This is a genomic window from Streptomyces sp. NBC_00094, from assembly GCF_026343125.1.
Taxonomy (GTDB): Bacteria; Actinomycetota; Actinomycetes; order Streptomycetales; family Streptomycetaceae; genus Streptomyces.
This window is the reverse complement of sequence record NZ_JAPEMB010000001.1, coordinates 6,459,569-6,482,068: the sequence shown is the minus strand read 5'-3', so window position 1 is coordinate 6,482,068 and position 22,500 is coordinate 6,459,569. Positions and strand designations below refer to the sequence as shown.

At 72.1% G+C, this 22,500-nt stretch carries 24 protein-coding genes; 9 read left to right on the top strand and 15 right to left on the bottom strand.

The features are described 5' to 3' along the window. Positions 1–56: 56 nt before the first annotated feature. From OG580_RS28775 to OG580_RS28760, 4 genes are all read right to left on the bottom strand, one after another. A complete protein-coding gene (locus OG580_RS28775; protein ID WP_267046557.1) occupies positions 57–470 on the bottom strand; it encodes a cupin domain-containing protein in 414 nt (137 codons plus the stop codon). Continuing rightward, the gene (locus OG580_RS28770) at positions 463–1,368 is read right to left on the bottom strand and encodes a sulfurtransferase (RefSeq protein ID WP_267046556.1); all 906 of its coding nucleotides are present in this window, start codon (positions 1,366–1,368) and stop codon (positions 463–465) included. The genes OG580_RS28775 and OG580_RS28770 overlap by 8 nt, the downstream gene beginning before the upstream one ends. A gap of 72 nt (positions 1,369–1,440) precedes the next feature. Beyond that, on the bottom strand, positions 1,441–1,980 hold the full coding sequence (locus tag OG580_RS28765; RefSeq protein ID WP_267046555.1) for an HPP family protein: 540 nt from the start codon (positions 1,978–1,980) through the stop codon (positions 1,441–1,443). 86 nt (positions 1,981–2,066) lie between these two features. After that, positions 2,067–3,617, bottom strand: coding sequence for a vanadium-dependent haloperoxidase (locus OG580_RS28760; protein ID WP_267046554.1), 1,551 nt, complete (start codon positions 3,615–3,617; stop codon positions 2,067–2,069). A gap of 373 nt (positions 3,618–3,990) precedes the next feature. Here OG580_RS28760 and OG580_RS28755 point away from each other — a divergent pair, with 373 nt between their 5' ends. After that, a complete protein-coding gene (locus OG580_RS28755) occupies positions 3,991–4,500 on the top strand; it encodes a hypothetical protein (protein WP_267046553.1) in 510 nt (169 codons plus the stop codon). 42 nt (positions 4,501–4,542) lie between these two features. Here the strand turns inward: OG580_RS28755 and OG580_RS28750 are convergent, their stop codons facing one another. The 4 genes from OG580_RS28750 to OG580_RS28735 all read right to left on the bottom strand — a co-directional run bounded on the left by OG580_RS28750 (position 4,543) and on the right by OG580_RS28735 (position 8,951). Then, positions 4,543–5,991: a DUF4157 domain-containing protein gene (locus tag OG580_RS28750; RefSeq protein ID WP_267046552.1), complete on the bottom strand. Its 1,449-nt coding sequence runs from the start codon at positions 5,989–5,991 to the stop codon at positions 4,543–4,545. Between the two features lie 152 nt (positions 5,992–6,143). After that, entirely contained in the window at positions 6,144–6,908 is a 765-nt protein-coding gene (locus tag OG580_RS28745) for an SDR family oxidoreductase (RefSeq protein ID WP_267046551.1), read from the bottom strand. A gap of 22 nt (positions 6,909–6,930) precedes the next feature. Beyond that, positions 6,931–7,977: an NAD(P)-dependent oxidoreductase gene (locus OG580_RS28740; protein WP_267046550.1), complete on the bottom strand. Its 1,047-nt coding sequence runs from the start codon at positions 7,975–7,977 to the stop codon at positions 6,931–6,933. Positions 7,978–8,003: 26 nt separating this feature from the next. Beyond that, a complete protein-coding gene (locus tag OG580_RS28735) occupies positions 8,004–8,951 on the bottom strand; it encodes a ScbA/BarX family gamma-butyrolactone biosynthesis protein (RefSeq protein ID WP_267046549.1) in 948 nt (315 codons plus the stop codon). 127 nt (positions 8,952–9,078) lie between these two features. On the opposite strand from OG580_RS28735, the gene OG580_RS28730 reads away from it, so the two are divergent. From OG580_RS28730 to OG580_RS28715, 4 genes are all read left to right on the top strand, one after another. Then, positions 9,079–9,756: a ScbR family autoregulator-binding transcription factor gene (locus OG580_RS28730; RefSeq protein WP_267046548.1), complete on the top strand. Its 678-nt coding sequence runs from the start codon at positions 9,079–9,081 to the stop codon at positions 9,754–9,756. Between the two features lie 163 nt (positions 9,757–9,919). Further along, a complete protein-coding gene (locus tag OG580_RS28725) occupies positions 9,920–11,086 on the top strand; it encodes an acyl-CoA dehydrogenase family protein (protein WP_267046547.1) in 1,167 nt (388 codons plus the stop codon). Positions 11,087–11,114: 28 nt separating this feature from the next. After that, positions 11,115–11,900: an electron transfer flavoprotein subunit beta/FixA family protein gene (locus OG580_RS28720; protein WP_267046546.1), complete on the top strand. Its 786-nt coding sequence runs from the start codon at positions 11,115–11,117 to the stop codon at positions 11,898–11,900. Between the two features lie 39 nt (positions 11,901–11,939). Beyond that, positions 11,940–12,896 carry an electron transfer flavoprotein subunit alpha/FixB family protein gene (locus OG580_RS28715; RefSeq protein WP_267046545.1) on the top strand — a complete coding sequence of 319 codons (957 nt, stop codon included), beginning with the start codon at positions 11,940–11,942 and terminating at the stop codon, positions 12,894–12,896. Between the two features lie 81 nt (positions 12,897–12,977). Here the strand turns inward: OG580_RS28715 and OG580_RS28710 are convergent, their stop codons facing one another. The 3 genes from OG580_RS28710 to OG580_RS28700 all read right to left on the bottom strand — a co-directional run bounded on the left by OG580_RS28710 (position 12,978) and on the right by OG580_RS28700 (position 15,073). Then, the gene (locus OG580_RS28710; protein ID WP_267046544.1) at positions 12,978–13,364 is read right to left on the bottom strand and encodes a zinc ribbon domain-containing protein; all 387 of its coding nucleotides are present in this window, start codon (positions 13,362–13,364) and stop codon (positions 12,978–12,980) included. A gap of 151 nt (positions 13,365–13,515) precedes the next feature. Beyond that, positions 13,516–14,223 carry a TetR/AcrR family transcriptional regulator gene (locus OG580_RS28705; RefSeq protein ID WP_267046543.1) on the bottom strand — a complete coding sequence of 236 codons (708 nt, stop codon included), beginning with the start codon at positions 14,221–14,223 and terminating at the stop codon, positions 13,516–13,518. Between the two features lie 88 nt (positions 14,224–14,311). Continuing rightward, a complete protein-coding gene (locus tag OG580_RS28700; RefSeq protein WP_267046542.1) occupies positions 14,312–15,073 on the bottom strand; it encodes an SDR family NAD(P)-dependent oxidoreductase in 762 nt (253 codons plus the stop codon). A 188-nt stretch (positions 15,074–15,261) separates the two neighbouring features. Here OG580_RS28700 and OG580_RS28695 point away from each other — a divergent pair, with 188 nt between their 5' ends. Beyond that, positions 15,262–15,873 (top strand): TetR/AcrR family transcriptional regulator, encoded by a 612-nt coding sequence (locus OG580_RS28695; protein ID WP_267046541.1) that lies wholly within the window; start codon positions 15,262–15,264, stop codon positions 15,871–15,873. Between the two features lie 7 nt (positions 15,874–15,880). Here the strand turns inward: OG580_RS28695 and cynS are convergent, their stop codons facing one another. Both cynS and OG580_RS28685 read right to left on the bottom strand, forming a co-directional pair. Continuing rightward, positions 15,881–16,351, bottom strand: coding sequence for a cyanase (cynS, locus tag OG580_RS28690; protein ID WP_267046540.1), 471 nt, complete (start codon positions 16,349–16,351; stop codon positions 15,881–15,883). Between the two features lie 43 nt (positions 16,352–16,394). Then, the gene (locus tag OG580_RS28685) at positions 16,395–16,994 is read right to left on the bottom strand and encodes a carbonic anhydrase (RefSeq protein ID WP_267046539.1); all 600 of its coding nucleotides are present in this window, start codon (positions 16,992–16,994) and stop codon (positions 16,395–16,397) included. 82 nt (positions 16,995–17,076) lie between these two features. Here OG580_RS28685 and cynR point away from each other — a divergent pair, with 82 nt between their 5' ends. Beyond that, positions 17,077–17,985 carry a transcriptional regulator CynR gene (gene cynR / locus OG580_RS28680; RefSeq protein ID WP_267046538.1) on the top strand — a complete coding sequence of 303 codons (909 nt, stop codon included), beginning with the start codon at positions 17,077–17,079 and terminating at the stop codon, positions 17,983–17,985. 152 nt (positions 17,986–18,137) lie between these two features. Next, a complete protein-coding gene (locus OG580_RS28675; protein WP_267048162.1) occupies positions 18,138–18,704 on the top strand; it encodes a heme-binding protein in 567 nt (188 codons plus the stop codon). A 12-nt stretch (positions 18,705–18,716) separates the two neighbouring features. On the opposite strand, the gene OG580_RS28670 is transcribed toward OG580_RS28675, so the two are convergent. Beyond that, entirely contained in the window at positions 18,717–20,114 is a 1,398-nt protein-coding gene (locus OG580_RS28670) for an MFS transporter (protein WP_267046537.1), read from the bottom strand. A 229-nt stretch (positions 20,115–20,343) separates the two neighbouring features. On the opposite strand from OG580_RS28670, the gene OG580_RS28665 reads away from it, so the two are divergent. Continuing rightward, a complete protein-coding gene (locus OG580_RS28665) occupies positions 20,344–21,255 on the top strand; it encodes a DUF5937 family protein (protein WP_267046536.1) in 912 nt (303 codons plus the stop codon). On the opposite strand, the gene OG580_RS28660 is transcribed toward OG580_RS28665, so the two are convergent. Continuing rightward, positions 21,227–22,378 carry an acyl-CoA dehydrogenase family protein gene (locus OG580_RS28660; RefSeq protein ID WP_267046535.1) on the bottom strand — a complete coding sequence of 384 codons (1,152 nt, stop codon included), beginning with the start codon at positions 22,376–22,378 and terminating at the stop codon, positions 21,227–21,229. The genes OG580_RS28665 and OG580_RS28660 overlap by 29 nt on opposite strands. Between the last annotated feature and the right edge of the window lie 122 nt (positions 22,379–22,500).

Here is a 22,500-nt window from a genome sequence, read left to right as displayed (position 1 = left end):
GCGCCTCGCCGGCCACGGCCGGGTGACGGGCGAGGCGCCCCTTGAGGTCGAGCGGGTCAGACGGCGCCGACGCCGGTGGTGATCTCGCCGGCCTCCGGGGTACGGGCGGCGGCGGGGCGGGCCCGGACGGCGAGGACGGTGCAGCCCTCGGCGCTGGACATCCGGTGCCGGGTGCCGGGCTCCTCGACGACGAGGTCTCCGCGGTGGAAGCGGCGTCCGTCGCTGTGGTCGAGGGTGCCGTCGAGGACGAGCATCAGCTCGTGGCCCAGGTGCTCGTGGAAGTCGCCGTGCGCGCCGGGCGGGAAGCGCAGCAGCAGGGAGGCGGAGTCCTCGCCCTCGGCGGGGTCGGGTCCCCAGAGGACGACGAACTCGACGCCGACGCGGCCGGGTTCGGTCCACGGCACCCAGGGCAGGTCGGTCTGGTCGAAGCCGTTGCGCAGGACGTTGCGGAACACGGTGACGTCAGGCACGGGCGGGGACCTCCGGGGCGCGCTGGGCGACGATCGACGGGATGCCGTCGGGTCCCCAGGGCTGGGGGCCGTTGACGATGGGGGCGCCGATGAGGGAGCCGAACTCCCGCCAGGCGCCGTCGTAGTTGCGGATGTCGGGGAGTCCGAGGAGTTCCCGCAGGACGAACCAGCTGTGGGCGGAGCGCCAGCCGACACGGCAGTAGACGACGGTCGGGGTGTCGGTGCGGACGGCCGCGTAGGCGCGGGCCAGCTCCTCCCGGTCCCGGAAGGTGCCGTCGGGGTGGACGGCGGTGTGCCAGGGGATGTGCTCGGCGGAGAGGGCGTGACCGCACCGCACGCCGAGGTCCTCGGGCACGCCGGGCGGGGTGTTGCTCTGCCCGAGGTACTCCTCCAGGGAGCGGACGTCGAGGAGTTGGTGGCGGCCGATGTGGTCGAGCATGTCCTCGCGGCGGGCCCGGATCGACTCGTCGAGGGCCGGTACGGGGTACGCGGCGGGCGGGCGCTCCGGGGCGTCGTGGGTGAGGGGGCCGCCGAGCGCCTCCCAGCGGAGCCGGCCGCCGTCGAGGAGGCGGAGCTGCCGGTGGCCGTACAGCGTGAACTGCCAGTATCCGGCGGCGGCCCACCAGTTGTTGTTGCCGCTGAGGAGGACGACGGTGTGGTCGGCGGAGATGCCGTGCCGGCCGAGGAGTTCGGCGAAGGCCTCCGGGCCGATGACGTCCCGGCGTACGGGATCCTGGAGGTCACCGGTCCAGTCGAGGCGGACGGAGCCGGGGACCCGGCCGAGCGGGGAGCCGCCGTCGGTGATCTCGACGAGGACCGTGTTCTCGTCACCGGCCGCGGGTTTGCGCAGCTGTTCCATGATCTGCTCGCAGCTGACGAGCAGTCTGTCTCGGTTCACGGGCGCTCCGTTGAGGGTCGGTACGCGGAGGTACGGGCGGACGGAAGGAAGGTGCGCCACCGGCGGGCCGGGTCACCACCAGTACGTCGGGTACGTGCCGATCACGCCGAGCCGGGAGGCGACGAGGCCCACCAGGACGAGGAGGACGCTGCCGACGGCCAGCAGGACGAGGAAGCGCACGGGGGCCGGGTCCTGGAGGACGGCGAGGACGGCTGTGGCGGCGGCCGGGGCGTGGACGGCGCGCAGCAGGAGCATGAGGCCGACGCTGAGGCCCGCGGCGACGGCGGCCACCCAGAGGGAGTGGCCGAACAGGGCGACGGCGACGAGGCCGAGGACACCGGAGCCGACCTGGCCGAGGACCGTGCCGCGGGGCTGGGCCGGGGGCAGGGCGGGGGTACTGCAGATGATCATCGCGGTGGCGGCCAGCGGGGCGATCATCAGGAGGTTTCCGGTGGCCTCGCCGAGGGCGACCAGGATCACCAGGGACACGACGGTGGCGAGGGTGCCGAGGGCGGCCGGCCTGGCGCCGGGGAAGGGCGGGGCGCCGCCCGCCCAGCGGCTGCGGGCGGGCGGTGTCGCCGCACCCGCGGGGGTCTGGGTCTGGTTGCTCACGGTGTTCTCTCCTTGCCGGGCGGGGCGGGTGGGGCGGGCGGGCGGGGCAGGTGGGGCAGGGCGAGCGGAGGCTGTCGGCGGACCGGTCAGCGGTGGGCGCCGGTGAAGTAGCGCAGGGCCTGCCGGTGCACGACCTTGCCGATGCGGTGGCCCATCTCGATGCCGGGCTCGTTGTCGAAGCTCCAGTGCATGCCGCCGTACACGCGGGAGATGCCGGCCTGGCGGGCGGCCTCGCTGAAGGTGGGCCAGTGCAGGACGACGTCGGTGCGCGGGGTGAGGCCGGGCTCGACGGTGGAGGCGCCCGCCGTGAAGCGGTACGAGTCGCCGAAGGAGTCCGAGCCGGTGAAGCGCCGCAGGAACTCGGCGGCCGCGCCGGAGAAAGTGCTGTGTCCGGAGACGGTCGCGGGGAACGGCGGGACGGCGACGTACGCCTGCCAGTCGACGCCGTCCATGGTGACGGTGCCCTGGCCGGGGCCGCCCCAGGAGCGGACCTGCTGCCCGCGCCGGTCGTACGGGATGAGGGTCGAGGGGCGGGCGAAGTCGTAGTCGCGCTTGACCGCCCAGGAGCCGATGGCGGCGTCGCACTCGGCCATGTTGAGGCCGAAGAACAGCTGGGCGTCCTCGTCGACGCCGTAGCCGTCGCGGGCGGAGACGTACCGTCCCCACATCTGCTGGGCGCCGGGCGGGGTGACGTCGTCGTTGAGCCAGAACTCGGCGATCGCCTTCTGTTCGTCCGTCAGACGGGCGCTGATGTCGAGGAGTTCCTCGATCGCGGCCGTCATCCGGACGGAGGGGTACGGGGGCGGGGCGGCGACCGTGAACTGGTCGGGGCGGGTCAGCGCGAAGGGCTTCATCACCGCGAACTGCGGGGTGAGGTAGCGCTGCGTCTTGCCGTTGACGATCAGCGGCGTCCAGTGGGCCGGGTCCGTGACCGTCGACGGGTCGAAGGCGCCGGCGACCTGCGGGGTGTTGCGCGCCTGGTAGCCGGTGGTGTCGGTGTACGCGGGGGTGCCGAGCTGGTTGGCGCCGTCATCGTGCCGGTAGTCGAGGACGGCCCGCGCGGTGCGACGGCCGATCCAGGCGGGGCTGTTCCGGCGGGGCTCGGTGAGCTCGGGGTCGTGACCGAGGCTGCGCAGCATCCCGTCGATGGCGACCTTGTACTCGGGGTACAGGTCGAGCAGCGCGAGGTGGGCCGCGTAGCTGATGGCCTCGTTCTTGTTGTCCGGGGTCCGCTCGGCGCGGGGCCGGCGCAGGGAGCCGCCGAAACGGCTGCCGACGGCACAGCGGTCGTAACACGCCCAGGCGTCGTAGATCGCGTTGTGGATGATCGCGAGGGCGCGGGCGTTCACGGTCGCGGGGCCGAAGCGGTTGCCGGCGGCCTGGTAGCGGCCGAGTATCGCGTCCATCGCGGCCTGGTTCCAGCGGATGACGACGCTGGGGTCGGTGACGGCGCCGGGGGCCCGACGGCCCGTCCGGGTCTCCGCCTCGAAGCTGGTGGGGACGGCCCATGCCGCCGAGCCGGGCAGGGCGAGCGCCCCGGCCGCGGCGGCGGACGTGGTGAGTACCCGGCGCCGGGTGAGCGGCGTGCGGGCCGCGGCGGTCGAGGTGGGGGCGGGGGCGGCGGATCGGTGGGACATCCCTGGATTCCTTCGCATGGTGCCGGGGCGGATGGACGCGGCACGAGCCTGTGGATCAAACACAAACTCGAACAGAGCTCAGGCTGGCGAGAAATGATCGCGTCCGGCAACGGCCGATCGACTTCTTCCATCGCGGGTATGCAAGGAAGCGATGGGCGTCGCGGGGGTCCCTGGGACGTGACTAGCGTGTGGCGACGGCGTCCGCCCCTCATGCCGTGATTTCGGCGCGATCCGAGCGGTCCACCACCCGGCCACGCCCCGCTCGGCGCCCCACGGCACCCCCGGGGCCCGCTCGACCCAGCCCGTACGGCCCCGGCCCCCTCCGCCCGGCCTCGCCCGGACCCGCATCGACTCGTGTTGGAGATGCCCGCGCATGACCGTTTCCTCTGAGATGAAACCTCCCACCACGGCCCCCGCCCCGCCGGCGCCCCTCGGCCGCTTCGACCGGCTCGCCCCACGGCTGCACCACCACGGCCTGACCATGCTCCGGGCCGGCCTCGGCGGGGTGTTCGTCTGGTTCGGGGTACTCAAGGTCATCGGCTACAGCCCGGCGGCCACGCTCGTCGTCGCCGTCCTGCCGTTCCCGGCGGGTGACTGGTTCGTACCGGCGCTCGGCTGGGGCGAGGTGGCGCTCGGCGGCTGGCTGCTGTCGGGCCGCGGCCGCGCCGCGGCCCTGCCGGTGCTCGTCGCCCACCTGTGCGGCACCTTCGCGGTGCTCGTCCTCACCCCGGGGGTGGCGTTCGCCCACGCCAACCCGCTCCTCCTCACCCTGGTGGGCGAGTTCGTCGTCAAGAACGTGGTGCTGCTCGCCGGCGCGGTGGTGGTGACGACCCGGCCGCGGAGCCACGGTCGGCGAAGCGGCTGGGCCGGCCCCGGACGGTAATCCGCTCCCGACGTACCGGGGCCGCCCTGCGGTGTCCGTCGGTCAGGTATGGCTCTCCGTCTCCTCGTTTCCGGCGGCAGGGGCGGCGGAGTTCGTGGTCTCGCCGTTGTCGGTCGCCGCAGCCGCGGCGGTCGCGACGCCGCCTCTGATCATCGTCGCGGTGAGTTCCTGAAGGGCTTCGACGGTGGACAGCATCAACTCGTACAGTTCCGCGTAGATGCCTTGCGTATCGGTATTCCACGTACCGAAGGCACGCCTGTGCCTTCCCTTCTCGATGTCCTTCAGCGCCGCCGTCACCCTGCGTTCGGCATCGCTGTCGTACACCCTCCCCTTGAGGTTCTCCCACCCGCCCCGCGCGGCGGTCACTTCAGCGGGAAGCGCCAACGGCCGGACGGCTCCGTCAGCGGTGACTCCGCAGAGAGCCGGCAGGGAGGACAGCGTGGCGCTGAAGGTCCCGAACGTCTGGGAGTTGTCGTCACCGCCGGCTTGACTGGAGACGCCCTCGGCGGCGAAGAACAAGGACTTGGGGTGGCTCTTCGGGTGACGCTCCCTTTTCGCCTCGCTCGCCTTCAGCAGCATCTCGTCCCGCTTGGTCGTGAAGGCGTCCCGCTTCTCCCTGAACGCCGCCGCATTCTGCCCCAGGCTGTTCCTGACGGGACGTCCGAGCCCGGCGAAGACCGTTTCCATGCGTGTGGTGGCGTTCGTCGCGAGCAGCTCCGCGGCCTCGGCCAGTTTGTTGAACAGGTGGTCGCCCTGCTTGGGAGGAGGCGGTGGCGGCGCGTTCTTCTTCTCCTTGCCGTTGAAGGGCATCCGCTGCACGGCGGCCGTATGGGAGGTGTCCCGGGCCGAAGGAAGAGAAGCAGGTGCCCCTGCTTCCGCGACGGGTGCCCTCATGACGCGGGTGGCGTTGGCTTCCGCTTCGCGCTCGAAGCGGTCGGAGGGATCGCTGACACTCAGGCCGTCCCCGCGGTCGGTCCCGGCCACGGGTCCCTGACGCTGCTGGATGACGTGGGTGAGCTCATGCGCCAGCGTGTGCTTGTCGGCACCGCCGGCACCGATGACGACATGGCTGCCCGAGGTGTACGCCCGGGCGCCGACCTCGGCGGCGGAGGCGCGGGCGGCGCTGTCGTCGTGGATGCGGACGTCGGTGAAGTCCGCGCCGAGGCGGGTCTCCATGTCGGCCCGGGTGGTGTCGTCGAGGGGCCGGCCCGGGGCGCGGAGCACCCCGTGGACGGTGGACCGCTGCACAGCGGCCTCGTCCGTGGTCCCGGCCTGCGGGGTGGCCAGGTGGCCGCAGCCGGCTCCGTGCTGGTGCTGCTCGGGCGGGGCGGGCCGGGACCAGGGGTGTCCGGCCTGGCGGAGCATCTGGACCATCGCCGTGTTCCCGGCGGTGCCCTGGATGTTCCGTTCACCCGCACCGGGCAGGGGCGCCCGGACCGGGGTCGGGGAGGAGCGTTCGGGGTCGGGGGTTCGGCCGTTCTCGCGGGCCATGTGTGGTGTCACCCTTCCTGTCGACGTGGCGGGAACCCTCCCCACCACACAGCCCGGTCCGCGAGTCGGAAAAGGACGCGAGGGGCAGAACACCGGGCATTCCCCCCTGCCCCGGAGGCCTCCGGGGCAGGTCGGACTCCCCGTACGGACGGTCAGAGCGCGCTGCCGCCCGTGACGTCCACGTACTGCCCGGTGATCCAGCGCGCGTCGTCGGAGACGAGGAAGCCGACCACGTCCGCGATGTCGGCCGGCGTCCCGATCCGGTTGAAGACCGAGACCGCCGCGAGGGCCGCGCTCGCCTCCGGAGTCGCCCGGCGTCGCTCGTTCATCTCCGTCGCCACGAAGCCCGGGGCCACGGCGTTGACCGTGATCCCCCGGGGTCCCAGCTCCTTGGCGAGGGCGAGGGTCATCGTGTCGACGGCGCCCTTGGTCATCGCGTAGGTGACGGAGTCGGGGAAGGCGTGCTTCGTCACCGCCGAGGAGATGTTGACGATCCGGCCGCCGTCGCGCAGCAGGCCGAGACCCCGCTGGATCAGGAAGAGCGGGGCCTTCACGTTGATCGCGAACAGCCGGTCGAAGACCTCGGGCGTCAGTTCGTGGATGCGGCCCGAGCCGCTCGCGGCCGCGTTGTTGACGAGGATGTCGAACCCGGGCCCCGCGCCATGCTCCGCGAGACCGGCCTCCAGCGCGGCGTAGAACGTGTCGACGGCGTCCGGCGCCCCGAGCTCCGCGCGGAACGCGAAGGCCCGGCCGCCCTTGTCCTCGATGTGCCGGACCGTCTCGTGCGCGGCCTTCTCGTTGCTGCCGTAGTGCACGGCCACCAGGGCCCCGTCCCCGGCCAGCCGCTCTGCGATACCTCTTCCGATGCCGCGGCTCGCCCCTGTGACGATCGCGGTCCTGCCGGTCAGCGCGGACATGTCGGTGTTTCCTACCTTCGGTTCAGGAACGGTCGAGAAGAGTTCGGTACCACGGCACGTGGTCCGCGAATCCCCCGGTGAAGCCCGGCCCCGGGTCGCAGTCCAGGTCCACCCAGAGGCGGTCGTCCGCGAACCAGTGGTCGGTGGCGAGCATGTCGAGGTGGTGCTGCGCGAAGGGAACGTCCACGAGCAGTTCCCGGGCCGTCGCGATGCTCACCGCCGGCCCCCGGGGCGGCCCCGCCCGGTGGGTGAGCAGCGCCTCGGCGGCCGCGAGCAGCTCCGCGACCGGCACCGGCTCGGGGTGGTCGGCGTAGTACGGACCGGCCTCGGTCCGCGGCGAGAGCGCCGCGCCCAGCAGGGCGCCCGCCAGGCTCTCCACGTCGATGACGGAATGCAGCGAGTCACCCCCGGTGAGCGGACCGGGCAGCGCCGCGAGCAGCCGGACAAGACCGGGCAGGACCTGCCGGTCGCCCGTGCCGTACACGAGGTGTGGTCGCAGGACGGTCCCGCCGGCGTCCATGACGTGTCGCTCGCCCGCCGCCCGGGTGCGACTCGTCGCCGAGACGGGGGCGAGCGGCAGGGTGCCGGGGGCGGCGGCGCGGAAGGGCCCGCGGCCGTGGACGGAGGCGGTGCTCAGGGAGACGATCCGGGTCACCCCGGCGCGTACGGCCGCGTCGACGAGCGCGCGGGTGCCCTCGTCGTTGACGGTACGGGCCAGCTCCTCGTCCGAGCCGATCGCCGAGGCGCAGTGGATCAGCACGTCGACGCCCTCGCAGGCGCGGCGCAGGGACGCGGGGTCGCGGAGGTCACCGGGGACGGTCTCGACGGTCGGGCCGTTCGCCGGCCCGACGCTCCCGGCGCTCCCGGCGCTCCCGGCGCTCCGGGCGCTCCGGGCGCTCCGGGCGCTCCCGACGCTCCCGGCGACCGGCGGGACGGACTCACGCCGGGCGAGCAGCCGTACGTGTGCGGGCTCCGGCCGTGTGACCGCCGCGGCCGCGACGCGGCTGCCGATGAACCCGGTCGAGCCCGTGATCAGAAGGCGAGCGCCCATGGTCGTGCGAGAACCCATCGTCGTACGAGATCCCATCGTTCCGGTCAGCCCGCCAGTCGGCTGCTGAGGCCGCCACCGATCGCCGCCAGTTCCGGGGACGGTGAGGTGAGGGTGCACCGGAAGACGGACGCGCCGTCCTGTCGGCCGGTGATCAGGACACTGGTGGCCGGGGCATCGGCGGAGGCCACGGTCTCGGCCTCTATCCAGCAGGGGCTGTCGAGCTCGGCGTAGCGCTCGAAGGCGATGTCCACGACCGTGGGCAGGAAGGCGCCGCCGGCCGTCAGCATCGCGGCCTGCCGGGCGGCCTCCAGGAGGAGCATCCCCGGTACGTGGTCGTTCGGCCGCCGGAAGAGGGTGGGGTGCCCGGTGTTGATCCGCAGTCTCCACTCGCCCGCCCGGGTGCCGGGCCCCAGGACGACGTCCTGCGGCCGTTCCCGGCCGACCAGGTGGGGGGCGAGTCCCTGGATCAGCGGGACGGGTCTGCCGAGCTGGGCCATCCGCTCGCCCCGCACGCGGCGGTACGCGAGGGCCGAGGTGCAGCGGCCCAGCCCGCCGCCGGTGGCGAGCAGGCGGCCGCCCCGGGTGATCCGTACGGTGGCGCGCAGGTTCCGGATCCTGCCGCGGCGGCCGACGAGATCGGAGAGGGCCACGTCGACACCGAGCTCCGGGGGGAGGCCGTCAAGGGCGAGCATCTCGGCATCGGCGGTGTAGTGGAGGTCCCACATGACGAACTGATCGTCGACGGGTACCCCGAGTTCCGCGTGAGCGACGAGCATGGTGGCCTGGCGTATCGTCTCGGCCACCAGGACGGGGTCGTGGCGATCCCCTGTCACCGGAGCGAAGAAGGGATGCGCGGCAGGCCAGCGGGATGGGACGGCGAACCGATTCTCCTGTAGCTGCGTCCAGCCTGTGGGAATGATGTCAGCGGGATCCGATCGGTGGACGAACTCTCCGGGGACATGCGTCGCCACTCCTCGACGATTCTGATCCATGGCTCCCCTTGCCCCCGCACACCCAAGGGCGACAAACCCGCCCGCAATAGAATACGTACAACCAGGTTTTCTGAAAAATGCTTCACGTCACACGTTGAGCACGGACAGTGATACAGCAGGAGGCGCTTTGGCGCAGCAAGCGCGTGCAATCCGCACCCGGCGGGCGATCCTCGATTCGGCGGCGGCGGCTTTCGCCGAGCGCGGCTACGAGCGTACGACCATCGGGGAAATCCTGGTCCGTGCCGGGGTGACCAAGGGAGCGCTGTACTTCCACTTCGCTTCCAAGGAAGACCTCGCCCTCGGCGTGCTCGACGCCCAGATGCTCGACGAGCCCCTCACTCCTCAGCCCATCAAGCTCCAGGAGCTGGTCGACCAGGGGTTCCTCCTCTCGCACCGACTGCAGCGCGACCCGCTCGTGCGTGCGAGTGTCGCCCTGGCGTTGGACAGCGGTGCCACCGGGATCGACCGGGCGGCCCCGTTCCAGGCCTGGAGCGACCAGGTGTCGGAGGTCCTGACGGTCGCGAAGGCCCAGGGGGAACTCCTCGTCCACGTGAACGTGACGGACACCGCCGAGCTCTTCTCCGGCGCCTTCGCCGGGATCCAGACGATGTCCCAGATCCTGCGCGAACGCGACGACCTGACCCACCGGGTCGTGGTCCTGCTCCAGCACGTCCTGCCGAGCATCTGCACGCCGGTCCTGCTGACCCTGCTCGACATGACCGAGGAACGCGCCAGATACCTCGCCGCCGAGTACGACGCGAAGCAGCGCCTGAAGGAAGAGGCTCTCGCGGACATGACGGACTAGTAGACCCCTGGACCCCTACACCCCTGGCCCCCTGGACCCGACCGAGCACCCCGACACGGAACAGTGTCGGGGTGCTTTGGCGTGGGTCACTCTGGCGTCATGGCACTGAGTGTGTTTTGCTGAGGGTACTCAGTGCCACAAGCGTCTAGGGGAGCTCCACATCATGGGCAAGGACTTCGACCTGTACCGGCCGTCCGAGGAGCACGACATGCTCCGGGAGTCGGTGCGTGCGCTGGCGGAGGCGAAGATCGCGCCGTTCGCGGCGGCGGTGGACGAGGAGGGCCGGTTCCCGCGGGAGGCGCTGGACGCGCTGGTCGCGGCGGACCTGCACGCGGTGCACGTTCCGGAGGTGTACGGGGGTGCGGGCGCGGACGCGCTGGCGACGGTGATCGTGATCGAGGAGGTCGCGCGTGTCTGTGGTTCGTCCTCGCTGATCCCGGCGGTCAACAAGCTGGGTTCGCTGCCGGTGATCCTGTCCGGTTCGGAGGAGCTGAAGGCGAAGTACCTGGGCCCGCTGGCCAAGGGTGACGCGATGTTCTCCTACGCGCTGTCGGAGCCGGACGCGGGTTCGGACGCGGCGGGGATGAAGACCCGCGCGGTGCGCGACGGCGACTTCTGGGTCCTCGACGGCGTGAAGCGGTGGATCACCAACGCCGGCGAGTCCGAGTACTACACGGTGATGGCCGTCACCGACCCGGAGAAGCGTTCCAAGGGCATCAGCGCCTTCGTCGTGGAGAAGTCCGACGAGGGCGTCTCCTTCGGCGCGCCGGAGAAGAAGCTCGGCATCAAGGGCTCCCCGACCCGTGAGGTCTACCTCGACAACGTCCGGATCCCCGCGGACCGCATGATCGGCGCCGAGGGCACCGGCTTCGCCACCGCGATGAAGACCCTCGACCACACCCGCGTCACCATCGCCGCCCAGGCCATCGGCATCGCCCAGGGCGCCCTCGACTACGCCAAGGGCTACGTCAAGGAGCGCAAGCAGTTCGGCAAGCCCATCGCCGACTTCCAGGGCGTCCAGTTCATGCTCGCCGACATGGCCATGAAGCTCGAAGCCGCCCGCCAGCTCACCTACGCCGCCGCGGCCAAGTCCGAGCGCGTCTCCGCCGGAGCCGAGAAGGAGGACCTCACGTTCTTCGGCGCCGCGGCCAAGTGCTTCGCCTCCGACGTCGCCATGGAGGTCACCATCGACGCCGTCCAGCTCCTCGGCGGCTACGGCTACACCCGCGACTACCCCGTCGAGCGCATGATGCGCGACGCCAAGATCACCCAGATCTACGAGGGCACCAACCAGGTCCAGCGCATCGTCATGGCCCGCAACCTCCCGTAATTGCACACTCGTTGAAAGGAGACAGGCCGTGACTCTGAAGATCGCTGTCTGTGTGAAGTACGTCCCCGACGCGACCGGCGACCGCGGGTTCGCCGACGACCTGACGACCGACCGCGAGGCCGTCGACGGCCTGCTCTCCGAGCTGGACGAGTACGCGGTCGAGCAGGCCCTCCGTATCTCGGAGGAGTCCGAGGACGCCGAGGTCACCGTGGTGACCGTGGGCCCGGACGACGCCAAGGACGCCCTGCGCAAGGCGCTGTCGATGGGCGCCGACAAGGCCGTCCACGTCAACGACGAGGACATCCACGGCTCCGACGTCATCGCCACCTCCGCGATCCTGGCCAAGGCCCTGGAGAAGACCGGTTTCGACCTGGTCGTCTGCGGCATGGCCTCGACCGACGGCACGATGGGCGTCCTGCCGGCCCTGCTCGCCGAGCGGCTGAACGTGCCGCAGGTGACGCTGCTCTCCGAGGTCTCCATCGACGGCGGCACGGTCAAGGGCCGCCGCGACGGCGACTCCGCCACCGAGCTCCTGGAGGCCCCGCTGCCTGCCGTCGTCTCGGTCACCGACCAGTCCGGCGAGGCCCGTTACCCCTCCTTCAAGGGGATCATGGCCGCCAAGAAGAAGCCGGTCGAGGAGCTGGACCTGGACGACCTGGACATCGACGCCGACGAGGTGGGCCTCGCCGGGTCCTGGACCCTCGTCGACGCGGTGGCCGCGCGTCCGGCCCGTACGCAGGGCACGATCGTCACCGACGAGGGCGACGGCGGCAAGCAGCTCGCCGCCTTCCTCGCCGGCCAGAAGTTCATCTGACCCACCGCCAGCCAGACACCCACTCAGGAGCAATGAATCATGGCTGAGATCCTGGTTCTCGTGGACCACGCCGACGGTGCGGTCCGCAAGCCGGCCCTCGAACTCCTCACCCTGGCCCGCCGCGTGGGCGAGCCCTCGGCGGTCGTCCTCGGCGCGGGCGAGGCCGCGGCCTCCATCGCCGCCACGGCCGGCGAGTACGGCGCGACCACCGTGTACGTCGCGGACGGCGCCGAGTTCACCGACCAGCTGGTCGTCCCGAAGGTCGACGCGCTCACCCAGCTCGCGAAGGAGAAGGGGGCCGCCGCCGTCCTGGTGACCTCCTCCGGCGAGGGCAAGGAGATCGCGGCCCGGGTCGCGCTGCGCCTCGGCTCCGGTCTGATCACCGACGCCGTGGAGCTGGAGGCCGGCGAGAACGGCCCGGTCGCCACCCAGTCCGTCTTCGCCGCCTCGTACCAGGTGCGCTCGACGGTCTCGCACGGCGTCCCGGTCATCACCGTCAAGCCGAACTCCGCCGCCCCGGAGGCCGCCCCGGCCGCCGGCACGGTCGAGAACGTCACGGTCGCCTTCACCGGCAACGCCGCGAAGGTCGTCTCGCGCACCCCGCGCGTCTCCACCGGCCGCCCCGAGCTGACCGAGTCCGCGATCGTGGTCTCCGGTGGCCGTGGCGTCGGCGCGGCGGAGGGCTTCGCGGTCGTCGAGAAGCTGGCCGACTCGCTCGGCGCGGCCGTCGGCGCGTCCCGCGCCGCCGTGGACGCCGGCTGGTACCCGCACGCCAACCAGGTCGGCCAGACCGGCAAGCAGGTCTCGCCGCAGCTGTACGTCGCGGCGGGCATCTCCGGCGCGATCCAGCACCGGGCCGGCATGCAGACGTCGAAGACGATCGTGGCCGTCAACAAGGACCCCGAGGCCCCGATCTTCGACCTCGTGGACTACGGCGTGGTCGGCGACCTCTTCGAGGTCCTGCCGCAGCTGACGGACGAGATCGGCGCCCGCTGACCGATCCGTCGCTCAACGTAAGAGGCGGGTGGGTGGCACTCTGTGCCACCCACCCGCCTCTTGGCGTGTCCCCGTTCCGGTTCAGAACCAGTTGTCGAGCGGGACCTCCTCGCAGAGCCGGACGACCGGCCTGCGACCCGTCACCCCGACACCCGAGGAGAGCTTGACCCGGACCCCGGGGCGTACCGCGTGCAGCGGGCCGTCGACACGACAGCGGACGACGAAGCCCTCCGTCATGTGGACCGGCCAGAGGTCGGCGTCGGCCGCGGCGACCCCGCGCCGTACGGAGATCACGCCCTCGCCCTCGCTCAGTTCGGGCGAGAGGTCCGTCGACCCGCAGGTCGGGCAGAGCAGGCGCTGGAACGTGGTGGTGTGGCACCAGCGGCAGCGCTGGAAGTAGAGCTCGGAGTCGGGCGCCGACTCCTCGGCGTGGACGGCGGTCCCGCTCCTCAGTCCCGTGTGGAACACGATGCCTTCTCCTTGCACTCGGCGGCTCGACCGTGCAGGAGCAAAGATATGGCACTGAGTGCCATCAAATAAAGGCCTGAGTTCCCTCAATTCGAGATACTGAGAACCCCGGAAGACACCGGGCGCCTCCGACGGCCCCCAGGGCGTCCTCTCACTCCTCGCCGAGGCTCGACTCCACCTCGCGCACCACACGCCACATCGGGGTGGACCGCTTGGTGATGACGACCACGATGTCGTCGTTCTCCTCGGCCGGCGCGTCCGCCACCGTGTCCGGGCTCCAGGTGGCGCGCACGAACTCCAGGGCCTGGTCGACCTCCGCCAGCGGGTCGCCCTCCCCGCCGGAGCGCAGCCAGTGACGCAGGGCGTGGTTGTGGGCGGCGACGACGGCCGCCGCGACGACGTTGGCGCGCAGGGTGCCGTCCCTGCGGTCGGCCCACCGCGTGCGCAGGTAGTCGCCGAGGGTCTTCTCGTACCGCCAGACGACCGAGAGCTCGTACGTCCGCAGTCCGGTCACCTCGCGGGTGAGCCGGTAGCGCTGGACGGAGAAGGTGGGGTTCTCGGCGTACATCCGCATGACGAGGCGGGCGGCGTCACAGACGCGGACGATCGGGTCGTCGGCGTCGGCGCTGGCCGCGAGGAAGCGGGTCATGTCGGCGAGGCACTGCTCGTGGTCGGGGAAGACCACGTCCTCCTTCGACGGGAAGTACCGGAAGAAGGACCGCCGGCCCACGCCCGCGAGTCTGACGATGTCGTCGACGGTGGTCTGCTCGTAGCCGCGCTCCAGGAAGAGCTGGAAGGCCGCGGCGATGAGGGAGTCCCGCATCGCGGGCTTCGTGGAGTTCGTCGAGGCTGTTCCCATGGCCTGAACCTAACACCCGGACCTTCCCGGTGTGGCACTTGGTGCCGGATTACTCTGGCACCGAGTACCACATCGGGGGTACGGAGGCTCAGCGCGGGGCCATGCGGAGGGCGCCGTCCATCCGGATCGTCTCCCCGTTGAGGTAGTCGTGCTCGACGATCATCGTGACCAGCCGGGCGTACTCCTCCGGGCGCGCGAGGCGCTGCGGGAAGGTCACGCTCGCCGCGAGACCGGCCCTGACCTCCTCGCCGAATCCGGCCATCATCGGGGTGTCGACGATGCCGGGGGCGACGGTGACGACCCGGATGCCGAACTGCGCGAGGTCGCGGGCGGCGGTGACGGTCATCCCGGCGACGCCCGCCTTGGAGGCGGCGTAGGCGATCTGGCCGACCTGGCCCTCGAAGGCGGCGATCGAGGCGGTGTTCACGACGAGGCCGCGCTGTCCGTGCTCGTCGGGCTCGTGCCGGGCGATGGCCTCGGCGGCGAGCCGCATCACGTTGAACGTCCCCAGCAGGTTGACGTTGAGGACCGTACGGAACAGGTCGAGGTCGTGCGGGCCCTTGCGGCCCAGGATGCGCGCGGAGGGGGCGATGCCCGCGCAGTTCACGGCGAGCCGGAGCTCGGCCCCGTCGGCGTCGATCGCGGCCAGGGCCTCGCGGACCTGGTCCTCGTCGGTGACGTCGGCGGCGAGCAGCCGGACGCCCTCCGGCAGCGGCCCGGCGGCGGCGACGGCCTTGTCCAGGTCGAGGCCGTAGACGGTGGCGCCACGGGCGGCGAGCGCTGCGGCCGTGGCGGCGCCGAGGCCGGAAGCGGCGCCGGTGACGAGAGCGGCGGAGCCGGCGATGTCCATGGAACTCCTCGTTCGTGTCGTGCGGGTGGGACCCTGCCGCCGGGTTGGCCGCCGGATCGGGCGCGTGCCCGCGAGGGACCGCGCGGTCCGCGCGATCTGCGCCGCCCACCATAGAACCGCAGGCAGCGCCCCCGAAAGCGGAACCAGGACATCCGTCGGTGGTAGTCGACCGGTCGTACACTTCCGCCATGGGGCGAACGAGTGACGCGCGGGAGCGCATCCTGACCGCCGCGAAGACGCTGATGCTGTCGCGCGGCTACTCCGCGCTGGGCGTGGCGGAGATCTGCAAGGCGGCAGGGGTCCCGAAGGGCAGCTTCTACTACTTCTTCGCCTCCAAGGAAGAACTCGCGCTCGCCGTCATCGACGAGCACTGGGCGGCCCAGCGCGCCGAGTGGACCCGCGCGCTGGACGGCGACGTCCCGCCCCTCCAGGGGCTGCGGCGGCTCTTCGACTCCACCGCGGCCGAACTGCGGGCCGGGCAGCTGAGCTGCGGAACCGTCACGGGCTGCCTCCTCGGGAACCTGGCCCTGGAGATGAGCACCGGGACGGCCACGGTCCGCGAGCGCCTGCGGGAGATCTTCGACGAGCAGGTCGCCCTGGTGGAGGAGACCGTCGCCGAGGCCCGGGGACGCGGCGAGGTCTCCGTCGCCGACGCCCACGGGGCCGCGCGCGCCCTCGTCGCGCAGCTGGAGGGCCAGGTGCTCTTCGCCAAGCTGTACGACGACGTGGGCCGTTTCGACGTCCTGTGGACGCACTCCCTGGCCCTGCTCGGCGCGGAGGACCCGGCCCCCCTCGCCTGAGTGCTCGTCAGAAGGGCTTGGTCGGCAGGTACTTGCCGTCGAAGGTGATGACGGCGCGCTCACCGCCCTCGGGGTCGGCGACCTTCTTCACGTCCAGCGTGAAGTTGATCGCGGAGATGATGCCGTCGCCGAACTGCTCGTGGACGAGGGCCTTCAAGGTCGCGCCGTAGACCTGGAGCATCTCGTGGAAGCGGTAGATCGTCGGGTCGGTCGGGGTGCCGCCGTCGATCGATCCCCGGGTGGGGATCGTGCGCAGCAGTCGTACCGCGCCCTCGTCCAGGCCGAGGAGTTCGACGACCGCCCGCGCGGACGCCTCCGGCAGCGGGTGCTGACCGAGGACGGCGGCGGTGGTGTAGGCGACGGAGAGCCCGGCGGCGTCCGCGATCCGCTGCCAGGTCAGGTCCTTGACAGTCTTGGCCTCGACGGCGGCGATGGCGAGCTCGCGACGGGCGGTGGGGTCGAACTGGGCGTGCACCATGAGAGGTACGTCCTTTCCTGTGGGTTCCACGGGGTGAGAGGGGTCAGGCGGCGACGGCCGGGCGGCCGGCGGTGTCGAGCTCCTCGACGGAGCCTTCGGCGATGTCGAAGACCCAGCCGTGCAGCCGTACGTCTCCCCCGGCCAGCGCACGGGCGACCGAGGGGTGGGTGGCGAGGTTCGCCAGCTGGGCGGCGACGTTCTCCCGCACCAGGGCCGCCACGTCGCCCCGGCGCCCCGCCGCGGCGGTACGGGCGAGGGAGGCGTCCGCGTGCCGCAGCCAGCCGGCGACGGCGGGCGCGGCGCTCAGATCGTGGCCTTCGGCGAGCGCGGTCATCGCGCCGCAGGCGGAGTGCCCGCAGACGATGACGTCCCGCACGCCGAGGACCGCGACGGCGTACTCGATGCCGGCGGCCACCGCGTCGCCGCCCGGGGTGTGGGCGGGGACGAGATTTCCGGCGGTACGGATGACGAAGAGCTCGCCCGGATCGGTCTGGGTGATCAGCTCGGGGACGACGCGGGCGTCGGAGCAGCCGATGAAGAGGGTTCCGGGGCGGTGGACGGTGGCCAGGCGGGCGAAGAGCCTGGCCTTGGCAGGGAAGATCTCCCGCTGGAAGCGGTCGATTCCCTCGGCGAGATGAGGCATGGCTTCACCCTGCACGACCAGGGGCTATAGCGTCCAAGACCTCCTGTCGATGTCTGCTATAGATGAGATCTATATTCCTCTCATGCAGCCGGAACTCCGCCATCTCCGCTATCTGCTCGCCGTCGCCGAGCACGCCAACTTCACCCGGGCCGCCGAAGAGCTCCGCATCGCCCAGCCCACGCTGTCGCAGCAGATCAAGCAGTTGGAGAAGGCCCTCGGGGTCCAGCTCCTGGACCGTACGGGCCGGACCGTGCGCCTCACGGACGCCGGGGAGACCTACGCCCGCTACGCCCGGCGCGCGCTCCGGGACCTGGCGGCGGGAGAGCGGGCCGTGCTCGACGTACGGGACCTCTCGCGCGGCCACCTCCGGCTCGCGGTCACGCCCACGTTCACCGCGTACCTCACGGGTCCGCTCGTCGCCGCGTTCCACACGCGGAACCCCGGCATCACCGTGGAGGTGCGGGAGCTGCCGCAGGACCGTATCGAGGCCGAACTCCTCGCGGACCGCGTCGACCTCGGCATCGCGTTCCGCGGCGTCCATCTCCCCGGCGTCGAGTCCACCGCGCTCTTCACCGAGACCCTCGGCCTCGTCGTCGGACCCGCCCACCCGTACGCCGGCCGCACCGAGCCGCTGCCCGTCACCGAGCTGGTCCCCCATCACCTCGCCCTCCTCAGCGAGGACTTCGCGACCCGGCGGCACATCGACGCGTACCTGGCCGAGCACCGGGTCCGGCCCAGGATCGCGGTGGAGGCCAACTCCGTCAGCGCGCTCACCGAGATCGTCCGGCGCACCGCGCTGGCCACGGTCCTGCCCGACGCGGTCACCCGCGACCACCCGTACCTGACGCCCGTGCCGCTCTCCCCCGCCCTCTCGTCCCGCGGTGTCAGCCTCCTCCGCCGCGCGAGCGGGTACCGGAGCGCGGCGGCCGAGGCGTTCGCGGAACTGGCCCTGGAGTGGGAGGAGTCCGCTCGGGGTCATCCGATCGGTTGACCCCGGGGTCCACCGTTGCGCCCTCCGGGTGCAGCCGGGCCGCCGACGGGTCGCGGGGCGGAACGACCCCAGGATGGAAGGGAGAGCGGGCCACGGCTTCCCGACGGCCCTCGCGGTTCCCCGAGTTCACTGGAGCAGACCCCATGAAGCACGTGAAGAAGACCTCCTCGCGCACCCGTGCCGTGACCGGCGGCGCACTCGTCGCGGCGCTCGCGCTCGGCGGCTTCGGTGCCTACTCCGCCAGCGCCACCGGCGAGGACACGGCGGCCGCCCCGGCCGCCGCCCCCGCCAAGGCGGACGCGAAGAACAAGAACACGACGCGCTCGACGCACCTGACGATCGAGGCCGCCACGAAGGCCGCGCAGGCGACGCTGGACGCCGCCGAGAAGGAGAACCAGCGTGTCTCCGTCGCGGTCGTCGACCGCAACGGCAACACCATCGTCACCCTGCGCGGCGACGGCGCCGGCCCGCAGTCCTACGAGTCCGCCGAGCGCAAGGCGTACACCGCCGCCTCCTGGAACGCCCCGACCTCCGTCCTCGCCGGCCGCCTCGCCCAGGCCCCGACCCTGAAGGACATCCCCGGCACCCTCTTCCTCGCCGGCGGCGCCCCCGTCACCGCCAAGGGCGCCCCCATCGCCGGCATCGGCGTCGCCGGTGCGCCCTCCGGCGACCTCGACGAGAAGTTCGCCCAGGTCGGCGTCGCCGCCCTCGGCAAGTAACCTCCGCCGGGGTCAGCTCTCTGCGGGAACTTCCCGAGGAGACTCCCCGGGAAGTTCCCTAGGAGACGTCCCAGGAAGCTCCCGTGCGCTTCGGAGCGGCGAGACGAGAAGGGGGATGACGGCGAGGAGCTCCCCGACGGCCCCGGTCCACAGGGCTGTCCGGGCCCCGAAGTGCTGTCCCAGAAGGGCCCCGACGAGCGCGCCCAGAGGCATGGCGCCCCACACCACGAAGCGGAACGTCGCCGTCATGCGCCCCAGAAGCGGCTCCGGGCAGAGCTGCTGGCGCAGGGCGACCGAGGTGATCCTGAAGGTCATGAACGCGGTCCAGCCCAGCCCCTGGAGGGCGACGGCCACCGCGAACCGCCAGTCGTCCTGGAAGAACGGCAGGGCCAGCAGCCACAGCAGCCCGCTGGTGATCACGGACGCGGCCATCGCCCGGCCCTGGCCGAAGCGCGCGGCGATCCGCAGCGTGAGCAGGCTGCCGAGGAAGCCGCCGAGGGCCTCGGCGGTGAACACCAGGCCGCACAGGAACGGGGACATCCCCAGCTCGCCCGCGAGGAGCACCAGCAGCATGGAAGCGCCGATCGTGCCGCAGAGGTTGGAGATCGCGGAGGTGAGGGTGAGCGCCCGCAGGGTCGGGTGACCGAAGACGAAGCGCAGCCCTTCGGCGATCTCCCCCCTCAACCGCGCGCCCGGGCGGGGCTCGGGCGCGGGATCGGGCCGGCGGATCCGGGACAGGAAGAGGGCGGAGACGACGAAGCTGGCCGCGTCGACGACGATCGCCACGGGGGCCGTCAGGACGCCGACCAGCGCGCCGCCCGCACCGGGGCCACCGGCCGCGGTGACGGTACGGGTCGCCTCCAGGGCGACGTTGGCCTCCACCAGCCGGTCCTCGTCGACGAGTCGGGGCAGGTGGCTCTGGTAGGCGATGTCGAAGAACGCCGTGCACACGGAGACGCCGAAGGCCACGGCGTACAGCTGGGGCAGGGTCAGCACGTCCAGCAGAGCCGCGGCGGGCACGGAGGCGAGCAGTGCGGCGCGGCCGAGGTCACCCACGATCATGACGCGGCGGCGCCGCATCCGGTCCACCCAGGCACCGGCGGGCAGGCCGAGGAGCAGGAATCCCAGGTACTCGCACATGACGAGCAGGCCCGCCTCGAAGGCGGAGGCGCCGAGGGTGCCGATCGCCACGAGGGGGAGGGCGAGGAGGGTGACGGCGGTACCGGCCTGGCTCACGGTGTCGCCGATCCACAGGCGGCGGAAGTCCGCGATGCGCAGGAGCCGGGGGCGGGCGTGGGGCCGGGGGCGGGCCCCGCCCCCGGGAGCACCCGGCTCGGCATCGGTGGCGTCGGCAGGGGGGTGGGCGGCTTCCGCGGCATCGCCGGCATGGACGGCGGGAGAGATCGTCATGATCGCGAACACCATCACCCCAGGGCAGGCGCGACCATTGTTTTAGTCTGGGCTAAAACATCGCCGTGGTCGGACAGGGGGAGCGAGCATGGGTGAAGTGCGGTTCGGGGTGGATGACCTCGCCGGCCTCAGGTTCGCGATATCGCCGTTGTGGGAGACCGTCGCCAGTCTGCGGGCGACGGCGGATCCGGGGCGCCACGCCGTTCATCTCCCGTGGATCAGAAAGGCCTTGGCCCTCCGGCAGGACCGCGCCGTCGCCTCACACGGAGCGGCGCTGTCCGCGCTGACGCCCCAGGACGGCGCGGTACGTGCCTTCCTGGCCCCGTCTCCCCGCTGCCCGCTGGCCGAGATCGAGGAGGAACTCGCCGCTCTCGTGGCGCTGCCGGCCGAGCACGTGCGCGGGGGGCTGGCGGAGGTCGCCCGGCGCGCACCGCTCTCGGCCTTCGAACGGAGGCTGGCCGACGCCCCGGAGCGGGTGCTGCCGGAACTGGCCGATGCGGTACTCGCCTGGTGGCAGGCGGGCGTGCGTCCGCACTGGCCGCGGATCCGTTCCGTTCTGGAGGCGGACATCGCGTACCGGACCCGGCAACTGGCCGAGGACGGCATGCGAGAGGTGTTCGCCCACCTGCATCCGTCCGTGCGCTGGTCGGAGGACCGCCTCGTGTCGGCGGACCTGCCCGCGGGGCGACTCGGCCTGGACGGAGGCGGCATCACTCTGGCGCCGAGCGCGTTCGCGCCCCGCTGCCATCTCCTCTCCGGACAGGCCGCGCCCCAGCCGCTCGCCGGACCACCCACGGCCCCGCCGCTCGCCGAGCAGCCCACGACACCGCCGTGCGTGATCTACCCGTCGCGAGCGGTCGGCACGCTGTGGGAGCGCCGCGACCGCACCGGGAACGCCCTGGACCGCCTTCTGGGCCGGAGCAGGGCGCAGCTGCTCGCCCATACGAGCTCACCGTCCACCACGACAGGACTGGCCCGGCTGACCGGGCTGAGTCCCGGCGCGGTCTCACAGCACCTCGCCGTGTTGCGTGACGCGGGGCTGGTGACCGGCCATCGCTACCGGCGCGAGGTCCACTACACCGCGAGCGAGCTCGGCGTCACGCTGCTGGACCTTACGCCGGGCGCGCCAGGCCCCGGCTGATGACCAGCCGCTGGATCTGGTTCGTGCCCTCGAAGATCTGCATGATCTTCGCCTCGCGCATGAAGCGTTCGACCGGGAAGTCGCGGGTGTAGCCGTAGCCGCCGAGGACCTGGACGGCGTCCGTGGTGACCTTCATGGCCGTGTCGGTGGCGATGAGCTTGGCCGCGCTTGCCTGGCGGCTGAAGGGGCGGCCGAGGTCGCGGCGGCGGGCCGCGTCCAGGTAGGTGGCGCGGGCCGCGTCGACCGCGGCGGCCATGTCGGCGAGCAGGAAGCCGAGGCCCTGGTGGTCGACGATCCGGCGGCCGAAGGTGGAGCGCTCGTTGGCGTACGCGACGGCGGCGTCGAGCGCGGCCTGGGCGAGGCCCGTGGCGCAGGCGGCGATGCCGAGGCGGCCGCTGTCGAGGGCGCTGAAGGCGATCTGGAGCCCCTGCCCCTCCTCCCCTATGCGCCGGTCGGCGTCGAGGAGGGCGCCGTCCCAGTAGGCGGAGGTGGTCGGGACCGCCTGGAGGCCCATCTTCCGCTCGGGTGCGCCGAAGCTCAGGCCCTCGGTGGCGCCGGGGGCGAGGAAGCAGGAGATGCCGTGGCTGCCGGGGGCGGTGCGGGCGAAGAGGGCGTAGAAGTCGGCCTTGCCGCCGTGGGTGATCCAGGCCTTGGTGCCGGTCACGCGGTAGCCGCTGCCGTCGTCCTGGAGCTCGGCCTTACAGGAGAGCGCGGCGGCGTCGGAGCCGGCCTGCGGCTCCGAGAGGCTGTAGCCGCCGATGGTCCGGCCCTCCAGCATCGCGGGCAGCCAGCGCTCCTTCTGCTCCGCCGTACCGAAGGTGTGGAGGGGGTGACAGGCGAGCGTGTGGACGCTGGTCGCGACGGCGACGGCCGCCCAGCGCGCGGCGAGCTCTTCCAGGACCTGGAGGTAGACCTCGTACGGCTGGCCACCGCCGCCGTACTCCTCGGGGTAGGCGAGGCCGAGGAGGCCCGCCTCGCCGAGGGTGGCGAAGAGGCCTTCGGGATAGGTCTCGGCGGCCTCGTGCTCGGTCACCCGCGGGGAGAGCTCCTTGTCGGCGATCTCCCGGGTGAGGGCGATGAGGTCCGCCGCCTCGGGGGTGGGGAGCAGGCGGTCGACATCCATGGCGACTCCAGCGGCGCGCAAAGTGGTACTGGGACAGGTACTGCAGTACCGCTTAGCGTAGCGCAGAAGGGTATCGACGTAACCCCCTCACCAGGGCTCCCGGCCCCGGCAGGGGGCGGCCT